This is a genomic window from Microbacterium sp. SORGH_AS_0505, assembly GCF_030818715.1.
Lineage (GTDB): Bacteria > Actinomycetota > Actinomycetes > Actinomycetales > Microbacteriaceae > Microbacterium.
Genome location: NZ_JAUTAT010000001.1, coordinates 31429 through 57330, shown reverse-complemented (window position 1 = coordinate 57330; position 25902 = coordinate 31429). Strand labels below are relative to the sequence as shown.

General features: G+C 69.5%; 30 protein-coding genes. 21 read left to right on the top strand and 9 right to left on the bottom strand.

Annotated elements, in window-relative coordinates; all coding sequences use genetic code 11:
• Positions 1 to 73 precede the first annotated feature (73 nt).
• The 8 genes from QE428_RS00330 (at position 74) to QE428_RS00295 (ending at position 8225) form a co-directional block, all read left to right on the top strand.
• Positions 74 to 2434, top strand: a complete 2361-nt coding sequence (locus QE428_RS00330) for a glycoside hydrolase family 65 protein (protein ID WP_307461788.1) — start codon at positions 74 to 76, stop codon at positions 2432 to 2434.
• Between the two features lie 364 nt (positions 2435 to 2798).
• Positions 2799 to 3653: an Ltp family lipoprotein gene (locus QE428_RS00325; protein WP_307461785.1), complete on the top strand. Its 855-nt coding sequence runs from the start codon at positions 2799 to 2801 to the stop codon at positions 3651 to 3653.
• 71 nt (positions 3654 to 3724) lie between these two features.
• Entirely contained in the window at positions 3725 to 4126 is a 402-nt protein-coding gene (locus QE428_RS00320) for a hypothetical protein (protein WP_307461781.1), read from the top strand.
• A 44-nt stretch (positions 4127 to 4170) separates the two neighbouring features.
• Positions 4171 to 5073, top strand: coding sequence for an oxygenase MpaB family protein (locus QE428_RS00315; RefSeq protein WP_307461777.1), 903 nt, complete (start codon positions 4171 to 4173; stop codon positions 5071 to 5073).
• A 33-nt stretch (positions 5074 to 5106) separates the two neighbouring features.
• Positions 5107 to 5511 carry a VOC family protein gene (locus QE428_RS00310; protein WP_307461774.1) on the top strand — a complete coding sequence of 135 codons (405 nt, stop codon included), beginning with the start codon at positions 5107 to 5109 and terminating at the stop codon, positions 5509 to 5511.
• Between the two features lie 52 nt (positions 5512 to 5563).
• Positions 5564 to 6874, top strand: coding sequence for an HNH endonuclease signature motif containing protein (locus QE428_RS00305; protein WP_307461771.1), 1311 nt, complete (start codon positions 5564 to 5566; stop codon positions 6872 to 6874).
• A 168-nt stretch (positions 6875 to 7042) separates the two neighbouring features.
• Entirely contained in the window at positions 7043 to 7864 is an 822-nt protein-coding gene (locus QE428_RS00300) for an SDR family NAD(P)-dependent oxidoreductase (protein ID WP_307461768.1), read from the top strand.
• Between the two features lie 25 nt (positions 7865 to 7889).
• The gene (locus tag QE428_RS00295; RefSeq protein WP_307461765.1) at positions 7890 to 8225 is read left to right on the top strand and encodes a YciI family protein; all 336 of its coding nucleotides are present in this window, start codon (positions 7890 to 7892) and stop codon (positions 8223 to 8225) included.
• A gap of 24 nt (positions 8226 to 8249) precedes the next feature.
• Here the strand turns inward: QE428_RS00295 and QE428_RS00290 are convergent, their stop codons facing one another.
• From QE428_RS00290 to QE428_RS00260, 7 genes are all read right to left on the bottom strand, one after another.
• On the bottom strand, positions 8250 to 9179 hold the full coding sequence (locus tag QE428_RS00290; RefSeq protein ID WP_307461761.1) for a hypothetical protein: 930 nt from the start codon (positions 9177 to 9179) through the stop codon (positions 8250 to 8252).
• A gap of 86 nt (positions 9180 to 9265) precedes the next feature.
• Positions 9266 to 10048, bottom strand: a complete 783-nt coding sequence (locus QE428_RS00285; protein ID WP_307470576.1) for an SDR family NAD(P)-dependent oxidoreductase — start codon at positions 10046 to 10048, stop codon at positions 9266 to 9268.
• A 72-nt stretch (positions 10049 to 10120) separates the two neighbouring features.
• Entirely contained in the window at positions 10121 to 10957 is an 837-nt protein-coding gene (locus QE428_RS00280) for an alpha/beta fold hydrolase (protein ID WP_307461758.1), read from the bottom strand.
• 88 nt (positions 10958 to 11045) lie between these two features.
• Positions 11046 to 11999 carry a helix-turn-helix domain-containing protein gene (locus QE428_RS00275; RefSeq protein ID WP_307461755.1) on the bottom strand — a complete coding sequence of 318 codons (954 nt, stop codon included), beginning with the start codon at positions 11997 to 11999 and terminating at the stop codon, positions 11046 to 11048.
• 37 nt (positions 12000 to 12036) lie between these two features.
• Positions 12037 to 12426, bottom strand: coding sequence for a DUF2510 domain-containing protein (locus tag QE428_RS00270; protein ID WP_307461752.1), 390 nt, complete (start codon positions 12424 to 12426; stop codon positions 12037 to 12039).
• Between the two features lie 41 nt (positions 12427 to 12467).
• On the bottom strand, positions 12468 to 12749 hold the full coding sequence (locus QE428_RS00265; protein WP_307461749.1) for a hypothetical protein: 282 nt from the start codon (positions 12747 to 12749) through the stop codon (positions 12468 to 12470).
• Positions 12750 to 12815: 66 nt separating this feature from the next.
• Positions 12816 to 13424, bottom strand: a complete 609-nt coding sequence (locus QE428_RS00260; protein ID WP_307461744.1) for a TetR/AcrR family transcriptional regulator — start codon at positions 13422 to 13424, stop codon at positions 12816 to 12818.
• Between the two features lie 81 nt (positions 13425 to 13505).
• Between QE428_RS00260 and QE428_RS00255 the strand changes: the two genes are divergently transcribed.
• From QE428_RS00255 to QE428_RS00240, 4 genes are read left to right on the top strand one after another with little or no spacing between them, the layout of a single operon-like run.
• Complete coding sequence (locus QE428_RS00255; RefSeq protein WP_307461741.1) at positions 13506 to 14879, top strand: glycoside hydrolase family 30 beta sandwich domain-containing protein; 1374 nt, start codon at positions 13506 to 13508, stop codon at positions 14877 to 14879.
• 19 nt (positions 14880 to 14898) lie between these two features.
• On the top strand, positions 14899 to 15291 hold the full coding sequence (locus tag QE428_RS00250) for a VOC family protein (RefSeq protein ID WP_307461738.1): 393 nt from the start codon (positions 14899 to 14901) through the stop codon (positions 15289 to 15291).
• A gap of 35 nt (positions 15292 to 15326) precedes the next feature.
• The gene (locus tag QE428_RS00245) at positions 15327 to 16370 is read left to right on the top strand and encodes a DUF1266 domain-containing protein (RefSeq protein WP_307461735.1); all 1044 of its coding nucleotides are present in this window, start codon (positions 15327 to 15329) and stop codon (positions 16368 to 16370) included.
• Entirely contained in the window at positions 16367 to 16768 is a 402-nt protein-coding gene (locus QE428_RS00240; RefSeq protein WP_307461732.1) for a GNAT family N-acetyltransferase, read from the top strand. The genes QE428_RS00245 and QE428_RS00240 overlap by 4 nt, the downstream gene beginning before the upstream one ends.
• Positions 16769 to 16801: 33 nt before the next feature.
• Here QE428_RS00240 and QE428_RS00235 read toward each other — a convergent pair whose 3' ends face one another.
• Entirely contained in the window at positions 16802 to 17098 is a 297-nt protein-coding gene (locus QE428_RS00235) for a rhodanese-like domain-containing protein (RefSeq protein ID WP_020096921.1), read from the bottom strand.
• 62 nt (positions 17099 to 17160) lie between these two features.
• Between QE428_RS00235 and QE428_RS00230 the strand changes: the two genes are divergently transcribed.
• Genes QE428_RS00230 through QE428_RS00190 form a run of 9 tightly spaced genes read left to right on the top strand, consistent with a single transcriptional unit; the run spans position 17161 to position 24758 of the window.
• On the top strand, positions 17161 to 18039 hold the full coding sequence (locus QE428_RS00230) for a hypothetical protein (RefSeq protein WP_307461724.1): 879 nt from the start codon (positions 17161 to 17163) through the stop codon (positions 18037 to 18039).
• 44 nt (positions 18040 to 18083) lie between these two features.
• Positions 18084 to 18716 (top strand): LysE family translocator, encoded by a 633-nt coding sequence (locus tag QE428_RS00225; protein WP_307461721.1) that lies wholly within the window; start codon positions 18084 to 18086, stop codon positions 18714 to 18716.
• 42 nt (positions 18717 to 18758) lie between these two features.
• On the top strand, positions 18759 to 19628 hold the full coding sequence (locus QE428_RS00220; RefSeq protein WP_307470574.1) for an aldo/keto reductase: 870 nt from the start codon (positions 18759 to 18761) through the stop codon (positions 19626 to 19628).
• Positions 19629 to 19676: 48 nt separating this feature from the next.
• Positions 19677 to 19997, top strand: coding sequence for a hypothetical protein (locus tag QE428_RS00215; protein WP_307461719.1), 321 nt, complete (start codon positions 19677 to 19679; stop codon positions 19995 to 19997).
• 39 nt (positions 19998 to 20036) lie between these two features.
• A complete protein-coding gene (locus QE428_RS00210) occupies positions 20037 to 20201 on the top strand; it encodes a hypothetical protein (protein WP_172824673.1) in 165 nt (54 codons plus the stop codon).
• A gap of 36 nt (positions 20202 to 20237) precedes the next feature.
• Positions 20238 to 21032, top strand: coding sequence for an MOSC domain-containing protein (locus QE428_RS00205; protein WP_307461714.1), 795 nt, complete (start codon positions 20238 to 20240; stop codon positions 21030 to 21032).
• A 42-nt stretch (positions 21033 to 21074) separates the two neighbouring features.
• Positions 21075 to 23384 (top strand): acyltransferase family protein, encoded by a 2310-nt coding sequence (locus tag QE428_RS00200; protein WP_307461711.1) that lies wholly within the window; start codon positions 21075 to 21077, stop codon positions 23382 to 23384.
• A gap of 22 nt (positions 23385 to 23406) precedes the next feature.
• Positions 23407 to 24423, top strand: coding sequence for a Gfo/Idh/MocA family protein (locus tag QE428_RS00195; protein ID WP_307461708.1), 1017 nt, complete (start codon positions 23407 to 23409; stop codon positions 24421 to 24423).
• Positions 24424 to 24458: 35 nt separating this feature from the next.
• Positions 24459 to 24758, top strand: a complete 300-nt coding sequence (locus QE428_RS00190; protein WP_307461705.1) for a Dabb family protein — start codon at positions 24459 to 24461, stop codon at positions 24756 to 24758.
• Between the two features lie 18 nt (positions 24759 to 24776).
• On the opposite strand, the gene QE428_RS00185 is transcribed toward QE428_RS00190, so the two are convergent.
• Complete coding sequence (locus QE428_RS00185; RefSeq protein ID WP_307470572.1) at positions 24777 to 25868, bottom strand: alkene reductase; 1092 nt, start codon at positions 25866 to 25868, stop codon at positions 24777 to 24779.
• Positions 25869 to 25902: the final 34 nt, after the last annotated feature.

Below are 25902 nucleotides of genomic sequence, written 5' to 3'. Positions count from 1 at the left end.
CGGCGAGCATACGTCCGCGGTCGCCCACTGCAACCCTTCGAGGCGAAAAGACACCGTGATCTACCGTGACATCATGACCCGCCCTCTGCCCTTCGACGTCACGCCCTGGGGCATCGGCCTCAGCGGCGTCGATGTCGACCGCCTGCCGCACCGCGAGTCCGTCTTCGCCCTCTCCAACGGGCACATCGGGTGGCGCGGGCTGCTCGACGAGGGGGAGCCCCACGGCGTTCCGGGCAGCTACCTCAACGGCGTCTTCGAAGAGCATCCGATGCCCTACGCCGAAGGCGGCTACGGGTACCCCGAGTCGGGGCAGAGCGTCATCAACGTGCCGAACGGACAGGTCATCCGCCTCACCGTCGACGACGAACCCCTCGACATCCGCGAGGGCACCCTCCACCACCACGAACAGCACCTCGATTTCCGCGCCGGCACCCTCGAACGCACGCTCACCTGGACCTCGCCCGCCGGCAGCACCGTCCGCATCCTCTCGACCCGCATCGTCTCGCTCGCCCACCGCTCCGTCGCGGCTGTCCGGTACGAGGTCGAAGCCGTCGACGATCCGATCACGATCACCCTCCAGTCCGAGCTCGTCGCGAACGAACCCCTGCCGGAGCCGCACCCCGACCCGCGCGTGCAGGACATCCTCGAGACCCCGCTCCGCAGCGCGGGGAGCTTCGTCTTCGACAGCGCTGCGACCCTCGTCCACGAAACCCGCAACAGCGGGATCGGCGTCGCCGTCAGCATGGACCACCTCGTGTCTGGCGCGACCGCCGAGGTGCGCACCGCGGCATCCGACGACCTCGCCCGCACCACCATCCGCGCCCGCCTCGCACCCGGCGAACGGCTCGAGGTCGTCAAGATCGTCGGGCATGCCTGGGCCTCCGGGATCTCGGCGCCCGGCCTTCGCGACCGCGCCGAAGCCGCCGTCGCCGACGCGATGCGGGACGGCTGGACCGGCCTCCTCGCCGCGCAGCGCGAACGGCTCGACGACTTCTGGACCTGCGCCGACGTCCGCGTCGACGGGCAGCCCCGCCTGCAGCAGGCGGTGCGGTTCGCGCTTTTCTCGGTGTTCCAGGCCGCGGCGCGCGCCGAGCAGCGCTCCGTCCCCGGCAAGGGACTGACCGGCGCCGGGTACGCCGGCCACACGTTCTGGGACTTCGAGGCCTACGTTCTGCCCGTCCTCACGGCGACCGCACCGGATGCCGCGAGGGAAGCCCTCCGCTGGCGCCACGCCACCCTCGACCACGCCCGCGACCGGGCGCGCCAGCTGCACTTACAGGGTGCGGCGTTCGCTTGGCGCACCATCGACGGACGCGAGTCGTCGGGATACTGGCCCGCCAGTACGGCCGCGTTCCACATCAACGCCGACATCGCCGCCGCCGTCGTCCACTACGTGCGGGCGACCGGCGACGTCGAGTTCGAACGCGACGCCGGCCTCGAGATCCTCGTCGAGACCGCCCGCCTCTGGCAGTCCCTCGGTCGCACCGACGCCGACGATCGCTTCCACATCGACGGCGTCACCGGCCCCGACGAGTACACCGCCCTCTACGACGACAACGTCTTCACCAATCTGATGGCCCGCGCGAACCTCGACGCCGCCGCGGATGCCGCGCGTCGGCATCCGGATCTCGCTCGCACTCTCGGGGTCGACGACGGCGAGATCGGCGGCTGGGTGCGCACCGCCGGTGCCATGCACGTGCCCTACGACGAGGAACGCGGCGTGCACCCGCAGGCGGCGCGATTCACAGAACTTGAACGATGGGACTTCGAGACCGACACCCCCGGCGACGAGCTGCTGCAGGAGCGGTACCCGTACGTGCAGCTCTACCGCAAGCAGGTGCTCAAGCAGGCCGACCTCGTGCTCGCCCTGTTCTTCTGCACCGACGCGTTCACGGTAGACGAGAAGGCGCGGGCATTCCGCTACTACGAGGCGTTGACCGTGCGGGACTCGTCACTGTCGGCGGCGATCCAGGCAGTGGTCGCTGCCGAGGTCGGGCACCTCGGGCTCGCGGCCGACTACCTCGCCGAAGCCGCGACGATCGACCTCGACGACCTGCACGGCAACGCCGAGGACGGCCTGCACATCGCGTCGCTCGGCGGCATCTGGACGGCGCTCGTCGCCGGATTCGGCGGCATGCGCGACACGGCCGACGGACTGCGGTTCGCCCCGCGGCTGCCGGAGCAGCTGACCGGTCTCGCGTTCGGCATCCGCTGGCAGGGCCGTACCTTGCATCTCGAGATCGCACCGGATGCCACGACCTACCGTGTCAGCGCCGGTGAGCCGATGTCGATCCGGCACTTCGGCGAGCCGGTGGAGCTGACGTCCGGTGCGGACGTGACGATGCCGACGCCGCCGCTGTCGGACTCGGGGGAGCGCCCGACCCAGCCGAAGGGCCGCGAGCCGCGGCCGTTCGCTGAGGCGCTCGCGGAGTGATGCGCGGCTGACCGACTCCGCGCGGCGTGGGCCGTCCCCACATGGTCACGCCGCGCGGCATCCGTCAGAAGTGTCGCGGCGTGCGTGCCATCCCCCAGAAGAGACGCCGCGACAATCGGGTTTGTCGAACGCTGTCAGCGTAGGGAAGCGCGCTGGGCGGTCGCTATGGGGAGAACTGCCCATAGCGATGCTTCTGACGTCGACCTCAGGGCGGGATGCCGTCCCGGGGTGCGTGCCTCCTATCAGCAGATGAGATTTCTCTAATTGTGTTAGGAATAGACCGGTTCCTACTGGGGTCGGAACCGGCCCGGCATCGCTCCCGAAGCGCTCTGCCCGATCGTCGAAGGCAACGATCTGAGGGTCGATGACCGTGTCAAGCGATGGCGCTTGCGCAATCACAGCAGCCGAAAGGGCAAACATGATCAACGTCCAACCGCCTCCCTACTCGCCGCCTCCCGTCGCGCACGAGAAAGCGATCAAGCCCTGGTTCAAGAAGAAGCGCATCATCATTCCCGCGGCAGCCCTCGCACTGATCGTCATCGGTGGAGCGGCTGGTGCCGCCAACAAGCCGGCGTCGACCCCCGAAGCAGCGCCCGCCGCGGCGGGCAGCAACTCGGCGCAAAACGCAGACGCGGCTACTGCGATCGAGGTGCCTGACACCATCGGTAAGACCGCCAAGGAGGCAGCTGCACTCCTCGAGAACGCCGGCCTCGAGGTCGACTTCTCGGCCGAGTCCGGCGTGGTTCTCGACCGTGACAACTGGACCGTGCTCCGGACGGCTCCGGCTGCTGGAGAGAAGGCGAAGGATGGCGATACCGTCGTCGTCAGCGTCGAGAAGACTGCTAAGCCTGAAGCAGAGCCCGTGGAGCAGGCCGAAGCGGAGCCTGAAGAGGCGGCGCAGGATGACGCTCCGTCGCTCGCTCACGCGAACGCCCTCGGTTCCGCGGTGATGTATCTGGACTCAATGCCTTTCAGCCGTGCGGGCCTGATCGATCAGCTCACCAGTGAGTACGGCGAGGCGTACCCGAAGGACGTCGCCGAATGGGCCGTCGATAAGGTCGGCGCAGACTGGAACGCGGAGGCGGCCGAGGCCGCTCAGATGTATCTCGACACCATGTCGCTGTCGAAAGACCGCTTGTACGACCAGCTGACAAGCGAGTACGGGTCGCAGTTCACCGCCGAACAGGCGAAGTTCGGCCTCAAGGCTGTCGGCTACTGACACCTCATCCGGGCGTCGCCTGCGCGGCGCCCGGATCCGACCCTAAAACGACGCCCCGCTAGCCTGGCCCCGTGCCCTTCGCGCTCGCGCTCACCGTCATCCTCACCCTGCTTGCGATCTTCCAGATCACGCTCGCGCTCGGTGCCCCGTTGGGGCGGTTCGCGTGGGGAGGTCAGCACCGCGCACTGCCGCTGCGACTCCGTATCGGCAGCCTCGTCTCGGTCCTCATCTACGCGCTGATCGCCGTCCTCGCCTGGGATCGTGCTCGCGCCATCGACGTCGTCCCCGACATCGTCGCCCAGGTCGGCATGTGGACTGTCTTCGTGTACTTCGTGCTCGGCATCCTCATGAACGCCATCTCGCGCAGCAAGCCGGAGCGGAACACGATGGTGCCCGTCACGATCGTGCTGGCCGTGCTCTCGTTCCTCATCGCCATGGGGTACGGGGAGCTCGCGATGGCGGCCCGGGCCTAGCGCCGCACCGCCCCATGCCTCCGAGGCGGTGGCAGGCTGGAACCGTGACGTCCTCCGCTCCTCCGCGTGTGGCGCGGCTGCGCGCCCGGCTGCTCACCGCCCTCGCAGGTGACCCGACCGGGATGGCGCCGTACGTCCGCGCGCTCGCCGACGGCGACGACACCGGCTACTTCGCCGAGGGCGGCCCTGCGTGGACCGTTCACGCCGGCATGGGCACCCTGGTCGCCGGCATCCGTGCCCTTCTCCTTCAGGCTCTGCACCCGGGCGCCCTCGCCGGCGTGCACGACTGGTCGCGCTACCGCGACGATCCGATCGGGCGTCTCACCGGCACCGTCCGCTGGGTCATCACGCTCACCTACGGATCGACGACGCAAGCGGATGCCGAGACCGCCCGCGTCGGCCGCTTCCACCAGCGCGTGCAGGGCGAGTACGTCGCCGGCGACGGTTCCGCCCGGACGTACACCGCCGAAGCCACCGACCTGGTGCGCTGGGTGCACCTCGCCTTCACCGACGCGTTCCTGCGCAGCCACGAGGCGTACGGCGGATCGATCCCGGGCGGCCCCGACGCGTACGTCGCCGACTGGGCAACCGCCGGACGCCTCATGCGCGTGCCCGATCCGCCGCTCACCGAGGCTGCCCTGCGCGCCGAGATCGACGGCTTCCTCGACCGCGGCGAACTGCGCCGCGACGAGCGCGTCGACGACGTCGTGCGGTTCCTGAAGAAGCCCCCGTTCACTGGGCTCATGGGCGTCGCCTACCGCGTGCTGTTCGCCGCGGCGGTCGCGACGTTCCCGCCGCGGATCAGGCGGATGCTGGGCCTTCGCCGCTCGTGGCTGCCGGTGAAGACCGCGACCCGCCTCATCCTGCGCGTGACCGAGCGTGCGCTCGGGTCCGGCCCTCGTGCGCAGGACATGGCGCGACTGCGGTTGCGGCGGCTGGAGGGCTAGCGCGCGGGCGACCGCGACCCGGAGGATGGCGGCATGGCTCTCTTCGATCACATCGGCATCAGCGTGCGCGACCTGGCGACGTCGACCGCGCAGTTCGACCCCGTCATGAGGCTGCTGGGGTGCACCCGAGAGGATGCCGTCGGCTCCGTCTCGTGGTACCGCGGCGAAGAAGAGCTCATCCTCTACCCGGCCCGCGACGACCACGACGAACCGCATCGCCACGGCCGCGTCGGATGGCAGCATCTGGCGTTTGCGGTGGACTCCCGAAATGACGTCGACCGCCTGCACGACGCGGCGGTCACCGCCGGGTGGGCTCCGGTCCGCGAGCCGAAACCGTACCCGCGATTCAGCGACCGCTACTACGCCTCGTTCGTCGAAGACGACAACGGCGTGCGACTCGAGTTCATGTTCAACCCGCCCCGCCAGAGCGCCGACTGACCGGCTTCGCGGGCGCAGAAGCGATGTCGGAGGCCCCCACCACAATGGAGGCATGACCTCGCTCGGCACCATCGGCATCCGGGAACGCTTCGCGCCCCTCGCCGACATCGTGCACGAGACCGCCATGGTCGAGAAGCTCATCACCCGGGCTCAGATCGTGCAGCTGCAGGTCCTCGCCCGCGCGGGTGCGCTCGCCGAACAGCAGGCGGCCGAGTCCTCGGTGCACGTGCAGGCGCACGACATGGCGCTCCGTGCGATCGCGGCCGAACTCGGCGGGGTGCTCCGCCTCACCGACCGCACTGTGCAGCGCCGCATCACCCAGGCGCGCACGATCGTCGAGGACTATCAGGCATCCCTCACGGCGTGGGAGGCGGGCATCATCACCCGCGGTCACGTCGATGTGATCGTCGAGGCCGGCGCCGAGCTCCCCGCCGACGTCCGGCCCGCCTTCGAAGCCGTCGCCATTCAGCGGTGCCGCCGTGACACCCCCAACCGGGTGCGCGCCGAGATCGAGATCCTCGCCCTGCAGATGCATCCGCGGTCCTTCACCGAACGCCACCAGGATGCCGCCGCCCACCGCGCCGTGCACCTGATCCCCGGCCGCGATGGCATGAGCGACCTCGTCGCGACGCTGCCGACCGTCATCGCCGAGGGCATCCACGACCGGCTCACCCGTCAAGCGTGCGCGATCATCGACACGCGGAGCGAGCGCTCCAGCGAGATCGTCGACACCGACGCGCGCACCGCCGACCAGGTGCGCGCCGACGTCTTCGCCGACCTGCTCCTCGCCGGCACACCCGCGCTCGACGACACCCGCGACACGACCGCCGGCCCCCTCGGCGCAATACGCGCGCGCGTGCAGGTGGTGGTCCCCGCGCTCGCCCTCGCCGGCGCCGACGTGCCGTGCGATCTCGTCGGGCGCACGCCGATCGACGCCGCCACCGCCCGGCGGCTCGCCGGTGACACACCCTCGTGGGAACGCCTCGTCACCGATCCGATCACCGACACCGTGCTCGCCGTCGACACCTACCGCGTGCCGAACCCCCTGCGACGCCACCTGCAGGCACGCGATCAGCACTGCCGATTCCCCGGATGCCGCCTCGCCGCCATCCGCTGCGAGGTCGACCACACCCACGACCATGCCCTCGGCGGCGCGACCGAGGCGGGCAACCTAGCCCACCTGTGCCAACGTCACCACTCGATGAAGCAGTTCACCGCCTGGAAAGTGCGACAACTCGGGGGTGGTGTCCTCGAATGGACCTCACCCCTCGGGAGAACGTATCGCGAAGACGCACCGACACCGGCCGTCGCGTTCACCCCTGCTGAGCGCACCTGGCCCGCGAGCGATCCGCCGCCGTTCTGAGCCCGGGTTCTCACGCCCGGGTTCAGCGCCCCGATTCGGGAGCCCGCGTTCCGACACGAGGTTGCAGGCCCTGCGACGCCTCGGTCCGCGACCGCCCGACCCCGGCCACACCGCGCTCCCATCGTCAAGAGCCGACACGGACATAGCGAAGGGTGTGACACTCGCCTCATGCGAACCATCGTCATCACCGGCGCCAGCGACGGGATCGGAGCCGCGGCATCCCGTCAGCTCGTCGCCCGCGGCCACCAGGTCGTCCTCGTCGGACGCTCGCCCGAAAAGACCCGCGCCGTTGCCGATGAGGTCGGGATGCCGCACCACCTCGCCGACTTCTCCGACCTGGCGCAGGTGCGCCGGCTCGCGGGCGAACTGCTCGCCGCCTACCCGCGCATCGACGTGCTCGCGAACAACGCCGGCGGCATCTTCGGTCCCCGCAAGCTCACCACCGACGGGTTCGAGCAGACGTTCCAGGTGAACCACCTCGGACCGTTCCTGCTGACGAACCTGCTGCGCGAGCGGCTGGTCGAGAGTGAGGCATCCATCATCCAGACCGCCAGCGCCGCCGCCCGCATCTTCTCGCGGTTCGACATCGCCGACCTGAACGGTGCGCGCCGCTACTCCGGACGCGTCGCCTACGGCAACGCGAAGCTCGCGAACATCCTCTTCACCCGTGAACTGCAGCGCCGGTGGGGGAGCGAGGGCATCTCGGGCGGCGCGTTCCACCCCGGCGTCGTCGCGACCGGCTTCGCCGGCAACCTGACCGGACCGTTCCGCTTCATGTACCACAACCCGCTCGCCAAGCGACTGCTGACGACGACCGACGAGGGTGGCAAGCGCCTCGTGTTCCTCGCCGACGGAACCCCCGGCACCGACTGGCTGCCCGGCGCGTACTACGAGAACGACCGGGTCACCAAGACGCACAAGTTCGCCACCGACGAGCAGCTCGCGCGCGAGCTGTGGGACCGCAGCGTGGAGATGGTGAAGCTCGGCTGAGCACCGCCACGGAGAGGATGCCGCCATGCCGCAGTACGCCGTCCTGATCTACACGGACGACTCCGCACACGCGCTCGACGCGTCGGACGAGCAACTCGCCGACCCCAACGCGCACGCCGACGAGCTCGCCCGGTCAGGCGCGCTGCGCGCTGCCTACGCGTTCACGCCGCGCGCGCTCGCACGATCGGTCCGCGTCGACGGCGTGACCGACGGACCGTTCGTCGACTCCGCACAGGTCGTCGCCGGTGTGTACGTGATTGAGGCGGACGACGAGGACGCTGCCCTCGCGATCGCAGCCACCAATCCCGCCATCCGCGGCGACGGCGGCGTCGAGGTCAGGCTCATCCACAGCGGCACCTGACCTCGCACCAGGCGACTGCTCACCTCATGCGCGGACAGCGGCGGGATAGGACAGCGGGGCGCCGCAACCGCAGCGGCCGCCCGCCTCGCTGAGCCCCCGCAGTTCACGAGCGAAGGCATCGGCGAGATCACTGCCGTCGTTCGCATGTGTGGCCAGTCTCGACTTGAGTTCGCCCGCCTTCGACGAGTCCAACGTGCAGCCTTTGGCATCGAAGTGCACGACCACCGCAGGGAGATCGCCCCTACCGCTGCCCGCGAACCAGATCTTGTGAGCACCGTCGGGGAGGACGATCTCGACCCCCTGCCCACCACGGCTCACCCGAACCGAGCGCGCAACGTCGCCGAACTCGTCCTGCACGTCGGCTCGCTCGTCCCGAGACACCGGACGACCGACGAGGCGTGCGGCGAACTCGCTGATGCGCGCCTGTACGTCGCTGTTCTTCGCGTGGTTCTGTTTCGTCGCGACCTTGTCAGTGAAGGCCTGTTGTGCTGCGGCGGTCTCGCGGGGGAGTGACTCGTTGATCGTCGTGAGCGCCGTTGTCACCATCGTGATGACGTCGTCGGGTAAGGCGAAGTCATCGGAGAACGTCTTGAAGCGGTAGCTCGCGCGCGCGTGGAGTTGCACCGCGTATTGGCGGGCGGCGGCATCCTCGTTCGCGTTGGCCAACGCCTCGAACAGCTGCATCTGCGACAGGTCCGCGTGGATGTCAAATGCCTGGGCGAGTTCGTCGTGTCTCTGCTTGCTCTCCTGGTACGCCCACTGCTCGTTTTGCTGTTTCCATTCGACCTCTTTCCGTTCCCACTCCTCTTCCCGTTGCGCCCACTCCCGTTCGGCACGGTCCGCTTCGCGCTTACGCTTCGACGAGTCGCGCATCCACAGTGCGAGCGGAACGACCGCACCGGTTGCGACCGCCAGAACGAGATTCAGAATCGAGATCGGGTCGTCCAAAGTCATGCCCCCAGGTTCGGCGACTCATCGGATCGGTCGCTTCGCCTCGAACCTATCGATGAGACCGGCCGTCCGCCGAACGACGGTGCGAGTCAGGGCAGGATGCTGTCCACGTACCCGCCGTCGACCCGCAGCGCTCCGCCGGTGGTCGCTGACGCGAGCGGCGAGGCGAGGTAGACGACCATGTTCGCGATCTCTTCGGGCTCGATCAGCCGGCCGATGAGCGACTGCGGACGCGCGGTGCGCATGAACTCGCGCTGCGCTGCCTCCCAGTCGAGCGACCGGTCGACCATCTCGTAGACGAAGTCCTCGACGCCCTCGGTGTGCGTCGGCCCGGCGATCACGGAGTTCACCGTCACGCCGGTGCCGGATGCCGCTTTCGCGTACCCGCGTGACATCGCGAGCAACGCGCTCTTCGACGCGCCGTAGTGGATCATCTCCTCGGGGATGACGATCGCCGAGTCACTGGCGATGTTCAGCACGCGACCCCAGCCGCGCTCGGTCATCCCTGGTAGCACCAGCCGCGTCAGCCGCGCCCCGCTCAGCACGTTCACGTCGAAGAACCGGCGCCACTCGTCGTCGTCGATCTCGAGCGCCGGCGTCGACCCGAAGATGCCGAGGTTGTTGACCAGCACATCGACGTCACCCGCGGCATCCACCAATGATTGCGCGCCCTCGGCCGTCGTCACGTCTGCCGCGACGCCGCGTGCGCCCAGTCCGTCCAGCGACTCGACCGCCTGCGCGACGCGCTCCTCGTTGCGGCCGTTGATGACGACCTCGGCTCCAGCCTCGGCCAATCGCCGCGCGATTGCGAGCCCGATGCCCTGTGTCGAGCCGGTCACCACCGCGGTCTTCCCCGTCAGATCGAGCGTCAGTACGTCAGAGCCCGCCGGGGCCGCAGACGAACGCGGCGTGCCCCCCTCCAGGGCCACGCCGCGCGGCATCCGTCAGCTCTGGATGAATGCCAGGATGTCGGCGTTCAGCACGTCGGCATGCGTCGTCAGCATGCCGTGCGGGTAGCCCTCGTAGATCTTGAGCGTCGCGTTCGGCAGCAACTCGGCCTGCGGCAGTGCTGCCCCCTTGTACGGCACGACCTGGTCGTCGTCGCCGTGCAGGACGAGCGTCGGCACCGTGATCGCGCGCAGGTCGTCACGCTGATCCGTCTCACTGAACGCCTTGATCCCCTCGTAGTGCGCGAGCGCGCTGCCCGTCATGCCCTGCCGCCACCAGTTGTCGATCACCGGCTGCGACGGCTCGACGCCCTCGCGGTTGAAGTTGTAGAACGGACCGGATGCCACGGCCTTGAAGAACTCGGCACGGTTGGCCGCCAGCGCCTCACGAAATCCGTCGAACACCGACAGGGGAGTGCCTTCGGGGTTCCAGTCCGTCTGCAGCATGATCGGCGGAACGGCCGCGACCAACACCGCCTTCGCCACGCGGCCCTGCGGTTCGCCGTGCTGTGCGACGTAGCGTGCGACCTGGCCGCCGCCCGTCGAGTGCCCGATGTGCACGGCGTTCTGCAGGTCGAGGTGCTCGACGACGGCGCTCACGTCACTCGCGTAGTGATCCATGTCGTGTCCGGTTGCGATGTCGGACGACCGGCCGTGACCGCGGCGATCGCTCGCGATCACGCGGAACCCCTTGCTCAGGAAGAAGAGCATCTGCGCGTCCCAGTCGTCGGACGACAGCGGCCACCCGTGGTGGAAGACGATCGGCTGGGTGCTCTTATCGCCCCAGTCCTTGAAGTAGATCTCGGCGCCGTCGTCGGTGGTGATGAAAGGCATGGGCTTGTTTCCCTCTTTCCGGGGTGAGGTGGATGCCCTCACGCTAAAGCGCTTTCCCCGCCCTCGTCGTGGCCCTCTCAGTACCCGTTTACGCTGCTGTCGTGTCCACCGGCATCCGCTCATGCGCGGCGCCACCGGGACCCGTGCCGCGGTACCGCGCCAGCCTGCTCGCCGACGTCGGCGTCGATGACCCGGCATCCGGGAGCGTCATCGTGCCGCCGCGCAGTGCGGTCTGCAGATCGAGCAGGGCGCGCTCGCCGACACTGCCCGGAACGCCGTAGCAGATGACGGTGTAGAGGCCCGGATGCGCCTCGAGGATCTGCCACTTCGTGTCGACCCAGCCGTGCTCGGGAAAGTAGTTCGGCGCGACGCCGGAGGTCAGCGGCAGCGCCTCGTGCTGCTCCCACAGGTCGCGGAAGTCGTCGTCGTCGAGCAGGAGTCCGGTGATCTCCTGCCAGCGCGGATCGGACGGATTGCCGTAGTAGCGCAGCCGCGACACCGAGGAGCGCGCGCCCTCCTGCCACGACGCCAGCTCACGCAGCTCGGGCGGCGCCTCGAACTGCATGAGCACGAGGTTGTTGCCGACCTCCATGTACCCGGGCGCGACCGCGCGGATCAGGTCGTTGACGACCAAGATGTCCTGGTTGCGGTCGATGATGTACGCCGCCGTGTGATCCCAGTGCGTGATCAGCTGCACGAGTTCCACCGGCGGATCCTCACCGCTATGCACCTCGAACGGCGCCTCCGAATCGGGCAGCGCGAGACGCTGCAGATAGGCGGTGCCGGCACGATCGAGGCGCAGCGCGCGGGCCAACGAGTTGCAGACCTGCAGCGACATCTGATGTCCGCTGCCTTGCTCGAGCCGCCGGTAGTACTCGGCGCTGATGCCCGCCAACCGAGCGACCTCCTCGCGCCGCAGTCCGCGCACGCGGCGACGTGGTTCGGGAGGGATGCCGACGGCATCCGGCGTCAATCCGGCGCGGCGCGCGCGGAGGAAGCTGGCGAGCGCACTCTCGTCCGCGCTCGATCGATCAGATGTCACGCCAGACATCTTGCCCGAGTCGTGTTTCAGGTGGGGGTCAGACCAGCTTCTCGAACACGAGGGTCGCCTGGATCCGGTCGCCGCCGCCGAAGCCGGTGCTGCCCGACGACGCCGTCGTGATCGTGTGCAGCCGGTAGCCGAGGGCCGCCTGCGCATTGATCGCCCGCTCGAGCTCGGTCAGGTTCCCCGACCCGCTGCCGAAGAACTTCTCCTTCAACACCACCTGCAGCACCACGTAGCTCATACCCGCTTGCGCCGGACGCGGCTGCGCGCCGGCCACAGCCTCGGCCTGCGCCTGGGCGATGAACCCGCCGATCCCGGGCTGCGGGGGAGGAGGCGGCTGCGTCCGCTCGGTCCAGGCGGTACCGTCCCACCACCGCATCGTGCCGGAACCGTCGTCGTACCACCCTGCTGCAGTGTCGCTCATTCGGTCACCGTACCGGGACGGATGCCGCGGGCAGAAGTGCGTCAGGCGTTGCCGCTGAGCAGCCACATCATGAGGGCGCTCGTCGAAATCAAGCCGGTGACCGCGGCGATCGATCCGAGCGAGCCACCCACGAGCGCCATCACCTTCGACTGGCCGCGCGTGAGCGCGTAGATCCCGAGGGTGAACGCCGTCAGACCGAGGATGAGACCCAGCCACGGGACGAGCCCGGTGAGGAACGCGGCGATGCCGACGGCGAGCGTCGCGATCGCGAGTCGGTTCGACGGTCGCGCGGCGGCGGACTGCCTCGTCGGCGTCTCTGGCATTGTTCTCCCACACATCGGCTCGCGGGCTCTGTCGCCCCCGTTCACGCTACCGCGCGGAACCGGCTGTCAGGAGAGGTCGACCGTGGTCAGCAGCTCGAGGTGCTTCCGCAGCGTCTCGGTGACATCGACGGCATCCGGATCGTGCATCCACTGCACCTGCACCCCGTCCCACAGCGCCAGGGTCGACACCGCCGCGAACTCGGGATCGACGCCCGGGCGGAGGAGCCCGGCATCCGCCATCTCGCGGAACGCGGACGCGAACTCGCTGCGCACCCGGGCGTAGCGCAGCACGAAGTACTCGTTGCTCGGGTGGTCCGGCGTCGCCGACTCGGCCGCGAGCAGCGTGTACAGCTCGACGATGCCGGGGATCTTCTCGTTCGCGCGCGCCAGCCGCAGGAACGCTGCGGGGGTGTCGGCGGGGCCGGCCGTGCGGTCCGGATCGGCGTCCGTCAGACTCCGGGTGTCGCGGTCTTCGAGCACCTTCTGCAGCAGAACGCTCTTGTTCGCGAAGTGGTGCAGGATCGTCGACGCGTCGATGCCGACCCGATCGGCGATCTCCTTCAGTGACCCCGCCCGGTAGCCGTGCGTCGCGAAGACGTCGCCCGCGGCATCCAGGATCTCGCGCTGACGCGCCGCCGTTTTGGCGTACGGACCGCGCTTGGTCGAAGAAGGCATGGGTCCAGCCTACCCGGCAAAGTTCAACGGTCGTTGGATTTTGCGCTAGCGTGGGCGGACGCGACTCATAGGAGAGAGCACATGGCCGCACCCGTCCGCTGGATCAGCACCACTCAGGAGCATCCCTGGCGCGAGCTCGACGCACCCGAGCTCGGCGAGCTGCGCGCCATGCCGTCGGTGATCCTGCAGACCGACGACCCGCAGCAGGCCATCGAGGGCTTCGGCGCCTCGTTCAACGAGCTCGGGTGGACCTCGCTCTCCCACCTGACCGACGAGGACCGGGATGCCGTGATGCGAGAACTCTTCGAACCGGGAACGGGTCTGAACCTCACCCGCTGCCGCATGCCCGTCGGCGCAAACGACTTCTCCACCGACTGGTACAGCTACGACGAGACCCCCGGCGACCTCTCGCTTGACGACTTCTCGATCGAGCACGACCGCGCGACGCTCGTGCCCTTCATCCAGGCCGCGCAGCGGCACCAGCCCGACCTCACCCTCTGGGCCTCGCCGTGGAGTCCGCCGACCTGGATGAAGACGAACGGCCACTACGCCGCGGCCAAGGCGAGCCCGCTCGCGGCGGGAGTCGACAACGGCATCCGCGACGACCAGCTCGGCGCCGAGGGCACCGACATGATGCGCCTCGACGACGAGACCCTCGCCGCGTACGCCTCCTACTTCGGCCGATTCGTCGACGCATATGCCGAGCTCGGTATCCCCGTCACGATGGTGATGCCGCAGAACGAGTTCAACTCGGCGCAGATCTTCCCGAGCTGCACGTGGACGCCCGAGGGACTCGCGGCGTTCGTCCGCCACCTCGGTCCCGAGATGGCGTCGCGCGGAGTGGACGTCTTCCTCGGAACGCTCGAACGCGCGGACGACGGCCTCGTCGAGCGGGTGCTCGCCGATGAGACCGCCGCCGAGTGGATCTCGGGCATCGGGGCGCAGTGGGCCGGCAAGGGAGCCGTCCCCTACCTGCATCGCCACCACCCGGAGCTCGCGATCTACCAGACCGAGCAGGAGTGCGGTGACGGCCGGAACGATTGGCGCCTCGCTCGCCACGCCTGGTTCCTCATGAAGCACTTCTTCTCCCACGGAGCGAAGGCGTACATGTACTGGAACATGTCGCTGCTCCAGGGCGGGGTGAGCCGCTGGGGCTGGGCGCAGAATTCGCTCGTGACGGTCGACCCCGACACCGGCTCGTACGCCTTCACCCACGAGCACTGCATGCTCAAGCACGTCTCGCATTTCGTGGCCGGCGGGGCACGCCGCATCCCGACCCTCAGCTACACCGGCCACGAGAATCAGCTGGTGTTCCGGAACCCCGATGGCAGCCTCGTCATCGTCGTGCAGAACGACCTGGGCGAGGAGATGCCGATGACGTTCATGATCGACGGGCAGGCGCTCGAGGTCGTCCTGCCGGCGGACTCGCTGAATACGCTCCTCGTTCCCGCCTGACGTCGAAGAGACTCGGTCCATGACCGGTTTTCATCACATCGAACTCTGGGTCGCCGACCTCGCCGTCGCGCAGACCGAATGGGGCTGGCTGCTCGCCGAGCTCGGGTTCGCCCGCGACAGCGTGTGGACCGAGGGGGAGTCCTGGTCCGCGGGCGGCGCCTACCTGACCCTCACGACCTCGCCGAACCTGTCGACGACCGTGCACGACCGGCGAGCTCCCGGGGTGAACCACCTCGCTTTCTTGGGCGGATCGCGCGCCGACGTCGACGCGATCATCGCCGCCGCGCCGGACCACGGCTGGCGCCTTTTGTATCAGGAGCGGTATCCGCACGCAGGCGGCCCCGATCATTACGCGGGATGGCTCGAGAACTCGGCCGGAGCGAAAGCCGAGATCGTCGCCGACGCACCCTGACGCGAACGCGTCCGGAGCGGTGCCAGGATGGTGCGGTGGCCCCTGACGTGAACGCCCTCCAGAACCATCCCGGTGACGTCGAGTACCCCGTCCGAGCCCGCCGGCGCTACGCGCAGGCTCTCGAAGCCAAGCGCAAGGCCGACCCCGCCGAGATGCGCAGGCGTGCCCTGCCCGTCACCCTCATCGCCGCCCCGTTCGGCATCGCCGGCTTCGTGCTCTCGTTCGTCTGGGAGGTCGACGAGGTCATCGTCAATTTCTTCGCCTTCGCCGTCGGCATGGCGTTCGGCCTCCTCGTCGCCTCGACCATCCTCGCGAGAAGGGATGCCCGTGCTCCCCGCCGTGCGCAGCTCGCCTACATCGAGGCATCCGGTCGGCAGCCCCTCACCCCGCGGCAGCAGCAGATCCTCGCGCTCGACGCCGCGAGCGACTTCGCCGTCCGCGGCTGGAACGACTCGCTCGCCTTCACGCCCACCTTCGCCGAGCTGCCGCGGGAGCTGCGCACGAAGCACCAGGACGGCGAGAAGAGCTCGCCGTGGTTCTCGCTGCCCGTCACACCCCTCAAGCAGCTGCGGGGCGCGCTCGACGAGCAGTTCAAGATCGTCACGAAGGCCGACGCAGAGCTCCTCGTCGCCGACACGCTCGTCATGGGACTGAACTCGCAGCGCTTCGCCGAGATCGCCCACAGCGACAACGCGGAGCACATGATGTCGCGCGTCGCCGCGCTCACCGAGCTGCCCGTCTTCGATATCCAGGACCTCGCCCGAGGCAGCGAGGAACACCCCGCCCGGCTGCTGCTCGCCGCTGACATCGAGCGTGGCATCGGTGGCATCCGCTACGCCTACGTCGCCGGCTACCTCACCGCCGACGAGACCTGGACGCTGCTCGAGCCGCTCGCAGAGAAGGCGTTCCGCACGTACGGCAGCTGGGAAGAGTACTGGCGCGAGGTGCTTATCGCCACCGCGTTCCGCACCGATTCGCTGCAGGCCGTACAGAGTCAGCGCGACGCGCTCACGGAGCTCCGCACATCGCCCTGGCCCGCGGCATCCGTCGCCTGGCCGTCGGAAGGGGAACGCGCATGAGGATCACGACCGACCTCGACGAGATCGACCTCGGCGTCGTGCACCGCTGGCTGTCCGAGGGTGCGTACTGGGCGCTCGGCCGACCCCGCGACGTGCTCGAGCGCGCCGCGCAGAACTCACTCAACTTCTACGCTCAAGGCGACGACGGCACGCCCCTCGGTTACGCACGCGTCGTCACCGACTCCGCGACCTTCGCATGGCTGTGCGACGTGTACGTCGATCCGGGAGCGCGCGGGCAGGCCGTCGGCAAAACGCTCGTGGGGGCCGTCGTCGAGGTGATCGAATCGCTGGGCCTGAAGCGCACCCTCCTCGCAACCGTCGACGCGCACGGCCTCTACGAGCAGTTCGGTTTCACTCTGCACCCGAACCCCGAGCGGGTCATGCAGCGCGGCGGCTGACGCTCAGTCGAACGCTCGGGTGTTATCCCCGGGTCACTTCTCGACCTCGCGGCCCTCCGCGATCCAGGAGCCGGTGCCGCCCTCGACGTTCGTCGTCTCGAGACCGTGGTGCTCGAGGAAGGCGGCTGCGCGGGCGCTGCGTCCGCCGGCCTGGCAGATGAGGTGCAGGTCGTCGAGTTCGCGCAGCTCGTCCACGTGGTCGGGCACCGTGGCGAGGGGGATGTTGCGCGCACCGGGCACGTGACCGGCGGCGAACTCGTCGGGTTCGCGCACGTCGATGATGTTCGCGGGGGAGGCCTCGGCGAGCTGCGCCGTCGTGATGGAGTGCATACCTCGATGGTCGCAGATCTCGCGGGCCCCGGCGCGGAGTCGGCGATCGTTACCCTCGGAGTATGCCGATCCGCTCCGCTCTTCGTGCCCTGAACGATTCCACCTCCATCACCCACGGCGTCGTGTCGTCGTGCGTCGTCGGCGCCCTCACCCTCATCGACCCACGCCGTCTCACCGTCGGGCAGCGCCTCGTCTACCGCCTGGCGAACGCGGGGCTCGCCGCCTGGACCGTCGGCGTCGGTCTCCGCAGCAGCGGTCCGAGCGGCGCCGTCCCGCCGGCCGGGCGGGCGGCCCTCGTCGCGGGCACCGCCGGTGCGGCCCTCGGCTTCGCCGATGCAGGCGAAGCGGTGGATGCCCGCGTGCAAGGCGCGATCGCGCGAACCGGCGCGCGGCATCCCCGCCGTTGGCTGGCAGTCGGAGGGGCCATCCTCGCCTTCGGCTCGTGGTGGGCGAGCCGCACCCTCGACACTCCGCAGGACACCCCCGAGGCGCAGGAAATCGCCGTCGACCTGCCGGAGGACGTCCGGGCTCTCGCTGCGCACCTGCTCGCCGCCACCGACCTGTTCGGCGCGCCGGAGCTCCGCGCCCAGCTCGCACATGCGGAGCGTCTCGTCTTCGACGACAGCGACGGCGGGTTCTGGCCGGACGCGCAGCTCCTCGTCGCCGACGATCTGCCGCGGGCCGTTCCGGCGCACGCGACGTTCCCGGTCGTCGGTCGGTTCCGCGCCCTGGGCGATGTCACGTTCGACGTGCGGCTCATGGTGACGGACGGTGTGCTCACGAGTGTCTTCGTCGACGAAGGCGCCGACTGGACGTCCGAGCAGCGCGACGCCTGGTACGAGTCCGGCGGCGACCTCGCAGAGCTCGGCGACTGGCCCGCGCTCGGCGACCTCGAGATGCTCATCGAATCGCCCGAGGGGCTTCGCCCTATCGGCGCCTAGGCGGCACGGTCGGAGACGGATGCCGGGCGCGATAACGTTCCCTCATGATCCCGATCGAGAACCTCGTCGCCTTCGCCTTGGCGTCGATCGTGATCATCGTCATCCCGGGTCCCGGCGTCCTCTTCGTGGTGGGCCGCTCCATTGCGCTCGGGCGCCGCGCGGGCGTCCTCAGCGTGCTCGGAAACTCCCTCGGGAACATCCCGGCGATCCTCCTCGTCGCGTTCGGTGTCGGCGCGATCGTCGCCTCATCCGTCGTCGCGTTCACGGCGATCAAGGTCGTCGGGGCGATCTACCTCGTCTACCTCGGCGTGCAGGCGATCCGGCATCGGAGGCACCGAGCCGAGCGGGACGGGCGCGGATCGGCATCCGTCGTCACCCTTCTGCGACAGGGCTTCATCGTCGGGCTCACCAACCCGAAGACCATCGCGTTCTTCGTCGCCGTCCTGCCGCAGTTCGTCGCGCGGGATGCGGGCCCGATCTGGGCGCAGCTGCTCCTGCTCGGCCTCATCTTCCAGGTGATCGCTCTCATCTGCGACAGCACCTGGGCCGTCGCGGCCGGCACCGCGCGAACCTGGTTCGGGCGCTCGCCGCGGCGGCTGTCCACCCTGTCGGGCGCCGGTGGCGTCCTCATGATCGGGCTCGGCGGCGCACTCGCCCTCACCGGCGCGAAAAGCTGACGAACGGGAATGTTCCGGCGGGCTGATGCGCTGCACCTCCCCATGACGAACAACACGAAGCCTGCACAGTCGTCCGGCACGTTCCGCATCGGCGGAGACCTCGAGGTCAACCGTCTCGGTTACGGCACCATGCAGCTCACCGGCCCCGGCGTCTGGGGTCCGCCGAAGGACCACGACGAGGCCATTCGCGTCCTCCGTCGCAGCGTCGAGCTCGGTGTAAACTTCTTCGACACCGCTGAGTCCTACGGGCCCTACGTCGCCGAGGAGCTCCTCAAGGAGGCGCTGCACCCCTACGCCGACGACGTCGTCATCGCGACCAAGTCCGGCCTCACCCGCACCGGCCCGAACGTGTGGCCCCCGCTCGGACGCCCCGAGTTCCTGCGCCAGGGCGCGGAGATGAGCCTCCGGCGCCTCGGTCTCGAGCGCATCGACCTGTTCCAGCTGCACCGCATCGACCCGAAGGTTCCGCTCGAGGACCAGGTCGGCGAGCTGAAGGCGCTGCAGGACGAGGGGAAGATCCGTCACATCGGCCTCTCCGAGGTCTCCATCGACGAGGTGAAGGCGGCTCAGGAGATTGCGGAGATCGTCACCGTGCAGAACCTCTACAACCTGCAGCACCGCGACGCCGAGGCCCTCCTCGACTGGTCTGAGGAGCAGGGCATCGGCTTCATCCCGTGGTTCCCGCTCGCGACCGGCGGCCTCACGGGCCCCGACTCCCCGCTGACCGACATCGCCGAGCGCAAGAACGCGACCCCCGCGCAGGTGGCGCTCGCGTGGCTGCTGAAGCGTTCGCCGGTCATGCTCCCGATCCCCGGCACGTCGAGCGTCGCTCACCTCGAGGACAACCTCCAGGGTGCGGTCATCGAGCTCACCGACGAGGAGTTCGCGGAGCTGTCGAAGCTCGGCAGCTGACCCCCGGCATCCCTGGCGTCACGCGTCCACCTCTGCAAGGGTGGGCGCGTGACGCATTTCAGTGGTCAACCCGTCGTCCGGATGTGGACCGGTGTGGTGCGCGCTGAAGACGCGGACCGCTACATCCGGTACGTGGAGCGCACCGGCATGGATGCGTATCGCGCCACCCCCGGCAACCTCGGAGCGTGGCTGCTGACGCGCGATCTCGGCGACGGCCGCACGGAGATCACGACCCTGTCGCGGTGGGAGAACCTCGCCGTGATCGCTGCCTTCGCCGGCGACGACATCGAACGTGCGGTGTTCTACCCGGAGGACGACGAGTTCCTCATCGAGCGCGACGAGCGGGTGCGTCACTATCAGCAGGCGTGACCGTATCTTCTTCACCCCATCCCGCGTACGGTGAGCACTATGTGGACAGTTCTCATCATCTTGCTGATCATCTGGGTGGTGCTGTCGATCGTCGGTTTCGCGTTCGAGGGTCTCTTCTGGCTCGGCCTCATCGGCATCGTGCTCTTCGTCGGCACCCTCGTGTTCGGCTTCATCCGACGGAGCGCCGCCAGGAAGAAAATCTGACCGGAGCCACGCCTGCGAGTGGTGCACGCTAGAGCCATGGCTGCTGTCTCGTCGCTCTACCGGTATCCGATCAAGGGCTTCACGCCCGAACCTCGCGCCGAACTCGTCGTGCAGGCCGACGGGCGTATCGCCGGCGACCGCGTGCTCGCCTTCCGCTTCGCCGACGCCACGGCTCCCGAGGACGATGACGGCCTCGACTCCTGGCCGAAGAGCCGCGGCCTCGTGCTCATGGACTTCCCGTCCATCGCCCGCCTGCACGTCGAACTCCAAGATGGCGTCGTCCGTATCAGCGAGAACGGCTGCCTGTTGGTCGAAGCGGGGCTCGATGACGCGGGCCGCCGCGAGCTCGAGGATGCCGTCACCGGCTTCGTCGAACGCTCCTCGGACGCGAGGTTCCTGCGGCGCGAGGGCGTCCTGCCCCTCCGACTCATCGGTGACGGCGTCACATCCCGATTCCAGGACCGGGCGCGCGGCTACGTCTCGCTCCACGGCGAGTCGACGGTCGCGCAGGTGGATGCCGCCGTGCCCGCACCCGTCGACGACCGCCGCTTCCGCTCCAACATCGTCGTCTCGGGCACCGCGCCGTGGGAGGAGCTCGACTGGTCGGGCCGCGTCCGCATCGGCGACGTCGAGTTCGAGGTCCAACGCCCCATCGGTCGATGCGCCGCGATCACCGCGAATCCCGACACCGGCGAGCGCGATGCGCGACTGCTGCGCGTGCTCACGACCGAGTTCGGTCAGAGCGAGGCGACCCTCGGCATCCTGCTGCTTCCGGTCGGCGACGGCGGCACGGTGCACGTGGGGGACGAGATCGTCGCCGACCGGAACTGACCGCCTGGGAGCGATCCCATAGACTCTTCGTCGGCATTCCCCATGCACTCTCCGATCCACACCCCCGCTCCACCGCGCCGCGACATCCAAGGCCTTCGCGCCCTTGCCGTCCTCGCGGTCATCGGCGCACACGCCGCAGGATGGCCGGCGGGCGGGGTCATGGGCGTCGACGTCTTCTTCGTCATCTCGGGATTCCTCATCACCGGGATGCTGCTGCGCGAAGAGCGTGACACCGGCCGGCTCTCGCTCGGCTCGTTCTACGCGCGTCGAGCGCGCCGCCTGCTGCCCGCGGCGCTGACCGTGCTGATCGCCGTCGGGGTCGCCGGCTGGTTCCTGTTCAACCGCACCCGCGCTGAGCAGACGCTGTGGGATGCCGCCTGGGCCGCCGTCTTCGCCTCGAACTGGAACTTCGCCGCGCAGGGCACCGACTACTTCGCCGACACCGGCGCCGTCTCGCCGCTGCAGCACTTCTGGTCGCTGTCGGTCGAGGAGCAGTTCTACCTCGTGTGGCCGCTGCTCCTCCTCGTCGTCGTCGCCCTCACCGGTCGCACGCGGGTCAGAATCATCGCGGGCGTCCTCGCCGGGACGGTCGTGGCGGGGTCGTTCGTCTGGGCTCTCGTCCAGTCCGATGCGCAGGCGACCGTCGCGTACTTCTCCACCCTGACCCGCGCGTGGGAGCTCGGCCTCGGCGCGCTCGTCGCCGTGCTCGTTCCCCTGCTGCGCCGCATCCCTCGCGCGCTCGGCGGGATGCTGCAGTGGACCGGCTTCGCGGGGATCGCCGCCTCGCTGCTGCTCATCGATCCGACCAGCGGAGGCTTTCCCGCCCCGTGGGCTGCGGCGCCCGTCGCCGCCGCGGCGCTCGCGATCGCGGGAGGTGTCGGGGGAGACCCCCGGCATCGTCACCTCTTCCCGCTCACGAACCCGGTCACCGTCTTCGTCGGTGACGCGTCGTACTCGCTCTACCTCTGGCACTTCCCGGTCGTGGTCTTCGCGGCCGTTCTGCTCCCGGCATCCGAGTGGCATCTCTGGATCGTCCTCGGCGCGAGCGTCGTCCTCGGGCTCGCGTCCTACCTGATCATCGAGCAGCCGCTGCGCTACGCGCCGTTCCTCGGTGGGATGCCGCGCGCCGACGCGCCCGCTTCCGCACCGGACGCCGACCCGGAGCCGGCTCCCGCGCCGGTCGTCGCGGTTGCGACGACCCGTCCTGAGGGGTGGACGCCGGGGACGCGGTATTTCCCGGGATCGTCGCGCCCAGCGGCTCCGCGTATCGAGCCTGCCGCGGTGGTCGCCGCGCCAGTCGTCCCTGTGGCCGCGGTCGACCCCGTCTCCGAGCCGCGCGGGGACGTCATGGCCGCGTGGCGCGAGCGCTTCGCCCCGCAGGTCTTCCTCGCGACTGCGGCGCTCATCGTCGTGGCCCTCGCGGGCACCCTCGGCGTGACGGCATCCGGTCACGGTCCGCGGTTCGGCCTCCCCGAGCTCGCCCCGGCAGCCTCGGCGCCGACCGTCTCGGGCGACCCGACCGCCGACCTGCAGGCCGAGCTCGCGTCGGCTGCCGCCGCTGACGCGTGGCCGTCCCTGAGCCCGTCGCTCGACCGGGTGATGGTCGCGTCGTCGGCAGCGAACCCCGCCCACGATTGCTTCTCGCCGGAGGCGACGACCGCCTGCGGGTGGGGGAGCGGTGACGCTCCCGTGCACATCTGGCTCGTCGGCGACTCGACCGCGATGGCGTATGCGCCCGCGTTCCGCCGCATCGCCGACGACAGCGCCGGCGGCATCCGCGTCTCGGCCATGGGCATGTACGGATGCCGCTTCACCGACGTCCTCGTGCAGAACGACGATCCCCGGGTGATGGCGGGATGCCAGGCGCGCAAGGCCGCGGTGCGTGCGGCGATCCTCGCCGACAAGCCGGACCTGGTCGTGATGTCCAACGCGTACACCCTCGGGCAGTCGGTCGACGGCACCGACCTCTCGGCCGAGAACCTCATCGCGGCGCAGCGACGCGAGGCGAACTCGTACGACGTGGGAGAGCGGATGCTGCACCTCGCCCCGCCGCCGCAGGGCGTCAGCCTCGCCGCCTGCTACACGCCGTCGTCGTCCCCGAAGGCGTGCGACAGCACCGTCGACACCACGTGGCGCGAGATGGAGGCCGCGTCCGAGCACGCGGCGAAGACGGCCGGCGACCACGCGATGTCATCGCTGCCGTTCACGTGCGTCGACGGTGTCTGCCCGCCCTTCGCCGGCACGATCCCGACGAAGTACGACCAGACCCACCTGACCGTCGAATACGCGGAGCACATCGCACCCGCGCTGGGTCAGGCGCTCGACGGGGCGGGTCTGCTGACGAAGCGCTGAGCGAATGCGCCAAGATGGCGGGATGCCTCTCATCCCCGCGCCGCGCCTGATCGACCCTGCCGCTGTCCTCGCCCTTCGCTGGGGCGTCATCGGCACCGGCATCGCCGACCAGTTCGTGCACGCGATCCACGCGCACACAGTGCAGCGTGCCGTCGCCGTGACGGCGCGCGACGCGGCGAAGACCCGGGCCTTCGCAGAGCGGCACGGCATCGCGCGCGTACACCCCACCGTCGAAGCGCTCGTCGCCGATCCCGAGGTCGACGTCGTGTACGTCGCCACGCCGCATCCGCTTCACCGCGAGCAGGCGCTCGCCGCCATCGCCGCCGGAAAGCACGTGCTCATCGAGAAGCCGATCGCGATGACCGCCGCCGATGCGCGCGAGATCCTCGACGCCGGACGCGCAGCGGGTGTCCTCGTCGCCGAGGCGATGTGGACCCGATACCTGCCGCAGGCCGACGTGATCCGTCAGCTGCTCGAAGCGGGAACCCTCGGCGAGATCGACCTCGTCCGAGCCGACTTCGGCTCGCTGGTCGAATTCGACCCCACGAGCCGCATGTTCGACCCGGCGCTCGGCGGCGGCGCGATGCTGGACCTCGGTGTCTACATCGTCGCCTTCGCCTCGTCCATCATCGGACCGCCCGCCACGATCCGCTCCGTCGGTACCCTCGCGCCGACCGGCGTCGACGACAGCGCCACGATCGCCCTGCGGACGGATGCCGGGGCCCAAGCCGCGCTCACGACGACCTTCGGCGCGATCACCCCGATCGAGGCATCCGTCTTCGGCTCCCGCGGCCGGCTCGACGTGCTGAGCCCGTTCTACGGGCCGAGCGGCATCCGCCTCACCCTGTCGGACGGCGAGGTCGAGGAGTGGCGCGACGACGCTCTTCCGCAGGTGCACGACGGCCTCGGCTACCAGGCGACAGCGTTCGCGTCGTTCGTGGCAGCCGGGCTCCTCGAGTCGCCGCTGCACCCGCACGACGAGGTCGTCTCGGTCATGGCGACCATCGACGAGGTGCGTCGCCAGATCGCCGCCGGCTGAGCGACGAGGGCGGCCCGGGGTTAGCCTTGGTCACCATGACCATCCAGCACACCGTCGTCTTCGCCCTGCACCACGCGGAGGACTCGTCCGAAGAGAAGACTTTCCTGACGGACGCGCAGCGGTCCCTCACCGCCATCCCCGGCGTTCAGCAGTTCCGCATCAATCGTCAGATCAGCCCGAAGAGCGATCTGCGCTGGCAGTTCACGATGCTGTTCGACGACCAAGCCGCCTACGACGCGTACAACGCCCACCCCGACCACGTCGCCTTCGTCGAGAGTCGCTGGAGCCACGAGGTCCGCGACTTCCAGGAGTTCGACTTCGTCGCCGGCGACTGATCGGGGCGGGCGGCGGGCTCAGCGCTCCGCGCGCACCTCGGCGAGCGACGGGTAGTCCGTGTAGCCCTCTGCTCCGCCGGTGTAGAAGAGCTCCGGGCGCGGCTCGTTGAGCTCGGCGCGCTGCTCCCAGCGGGTCGGCAGGTCCGGGTTGGCGATGACCGGGCGGCCCACCGCGACGGCATCAGCCCAGCCTTCGAGCACGAGCTCCTCGGCCTCTTCGCGGGACGTGACGACGCCGAAACCCGAGTTGAGGATCGTCGGCGCACCCGCCGTGTGGCGGATGTGCTGGACGAGGTCGCTCTTCGGCTCGGCGTGCAGGATGTCGACGAACGCCAGGCCGAGCGGCGCGAGACCCTCGGCAAGAGCCGTGTACGTCGCTCGCGCATCGGCATCGTCGCTCTCGAGGACCCCCGGAATCTGGTGCTGCGGCGAGAGACGGATGCCGGTGCGCTCCGCCCCGACGGCCTCGGCGACCGCACGGGTCACCTCGACGCCGAACCGCGCGCGGTTCTCGGGCGAGCCGCCGTAGACGTCGCCCCGGACGTTGGATTCGGGGGAGAGGAACTGGTGCACCAGGTAGCTGTTCGCGCCGTGGACCTCCACCCCGTCCATGCCTGCCGCGATCGCGTTCCGCGCCGCCTGCACGAACTGCGCGACGGTCTCTGCGACCTCCGCCGTCGTGAGGGCGTGCGGGACGGGGAGGTCGACCTTCTCGCCCGTCACCGTGCGCCCCTGGCCGGGGGAGGCGATGGCGCTCGGGCCGACGACCAGGTCGACGCCCGAGATCTCGGGGTGCGAGACGCGCCCGCCGTGCATCAGCTGCATGACGATCGTGCCGCCCTCGGCGTGCACGGCGTCGGCGACGCGACGCCAGCCGGCGATCTGCTCTTCGGTCTCGATGCCCGGCTGGCCGGGGTAGGACTTGCCGGCGACCACGGGCCAGGTGCCCTCGGTGACGATGAGGCCGACACCGGCGCGCTGGCGGTAGTACTCGACCATCACATCGTTCGGCACACCGTCCTCCGCAGCCCGCGTGCGGGTGAGGGGTGCCATGACGACACGGTTGGACAGATCGAGGGCGCCGAAGACGGCGGATTCGTACAGGCTCATGTTGAGGGGCAACGACACGTCAGCACGGTCGTAT

Bases quoted from the DNA above. Each gene is read 5' to 3' on its own strand.
- QE428_RS00330 (WP_307461788.1), top strand. From the start codon at position 74: ATGACCCGCCCTCTGCCCTTCGACGTCACGCCCTGGGGCATCGGCCTC.
- QE428_RS00325 (WP_307461785.1), top strand. From the start codon at position 2,799: ATGACCGTGTCAAGCGATGGCGCTTGCGCAATCACAGCAGCCGAAAGG.
- QE428_RS00310 (WP_307461774.1), top strand. From the start codon at position 5,107: ATGGCTCTCTTCGATCACATCGGCATCAGCGTGCGCGACCTGGCGACG.
- QE428_RS00305 (WP_307461771.1), top strand. From the start codon at position 5,564: ATGACCTCGCTCGGCACCATCGGCATCCGGGAACGCTTCGCGCCCCTC.
- QE428_RS00300 (WP_307461768.1), top strand. From the start codon at position 7,043: ATGCGAACCATCGTCATCACCGGCGCCAGCGACGGGATCGGAGCCGCG.
- QE428_RS00295 (WP_307461765.1), top strand. From the start codon at position 7,890: ATGCCGCAGTACGCCGTCCTGATCTACACGGACGACTCCGCACACGCG.
- QE428_RS00290 (WP_307461761.1), bottom strand. From the start codon at position 9,179: ATGACTTTGGACGACCCGATCTCGATTCTGAATCTCGTTCTGGCGGTC.
- QE428_RS00280 (WP_307461758.1), bottom strand. From the start codon at position 10,957: ATGCCTTTCATCACCACCGACGACGGCGCCGAGATCTACTTCAAGGAC.
- QE428_RS00270 (WP_307461752.1), bottom strand. From the start codon at position 12,426: ATGAGCGACACTGCAGCAGGGTGGTACGACGACGGTTCCGGCACGATG.
- QE428_RS00265 (WP_307461749.1), bottom strand. From the start codon at position 12,749: ATGCCAGAGACGCCGACGAGGCAGTCCGCCGCCGCGCGACCGTCGAAC.
- QE428_RS00260 (WP_307461744.1), bottom strand. From the start codon at position 13,424: ATGCCTTCTTCGACCAAGCGCGGTCCGTACGCCAAAACGGCGGCGCGT.
- QE428_RS00255 (WP_307461741.1), top strand. From the start codon at position 13,506: ATGGCCGCACCCGTCCGCTGGATCAGCACCACTCAGGAGCATCCCTGG.
- QE428_RS00250 (WP_307461738.1), top strand. From the start codon at position 14,899: ATGACCGGTTTTCATCACATCGAACTCTGGGTCGCCGACCTCGCCGTC.
- QE428_RS00240 (WP_307461732.1), top strand. From the start codon at position 16,367: ATGAGGATCACGACCGACCTCGACGAGATCGACCTCGGCGTCGTGCAC.
- QE428_RS00235 (WP_020096921.1), bottom strand. From the start codon at position 17,098: ATGCACTCCATCACGACGGCGCAGCTCGCCGAGGCCTCCCCCGCGAAC.
- QE428_RS00230 (WP_307461724.1), top strand. From the start codon at position 17,161: ATGCCGATCCGCTCCGCTCTTCGTGCCCTGAACGATTCCACCTCCATC.
- QE428_RS00225 (WP_307461721.1), top strand. From the start codon at position 18,084: ATGATCCCGATCGAGAACCTCGTCGCCTTCGCCTTGGCGTCGATCGTG.
- QE428_RS00220 (WP_307470574.1), top strand. From the start codon at position 18,759: ATGACGAACAACACGAAGCCTGCACAGTCGTCCGGCACGTTCCGCATC.
- QE428_RS00210 (WP_172824673.1), top strand. From the start codon at position 20,037: ATGTGGACAGTTCTCATCATCTTGCTGATCATCTGGGTGGTGCTGTCG.
- QE428_RS00205 (WP_307461714.1), top strand. From the start codon at position 20,238: ATGGCTGCTGTCTCGTCGCTCTACCGGTATCCGATCAAGGGCTTCACG.
- QE428_RS00200 (WP_307461711.1), top strand. From the start codon at position 21,075: ATGCACTCTCCGATCCACACCCCCGCTCCACCGCGCCGCGACATCCAA.
- QE428_RS00195 (WP_307461708.1), top strand. From the start codon at position 23,407: ATGCCTCTCATCCCCGCGCCGCGCCTGATCGACCCTGCCGCTGTCCTC.
- QE428_RS00190 (WP_307461705.1), top strand. From the start codon at position 24,459: ATGACCATCCAGCACACCGTCGTCTTCGCCCTGCACCACGCGGAGGAC.
- QE428_RS00185 (WP_307470572.1), bottom strand. From the start codon at position 25,868: ATGAGCCTGTACGAATCCGCCGTCTTCGGCGCCCTCGATCTGTCCAAC.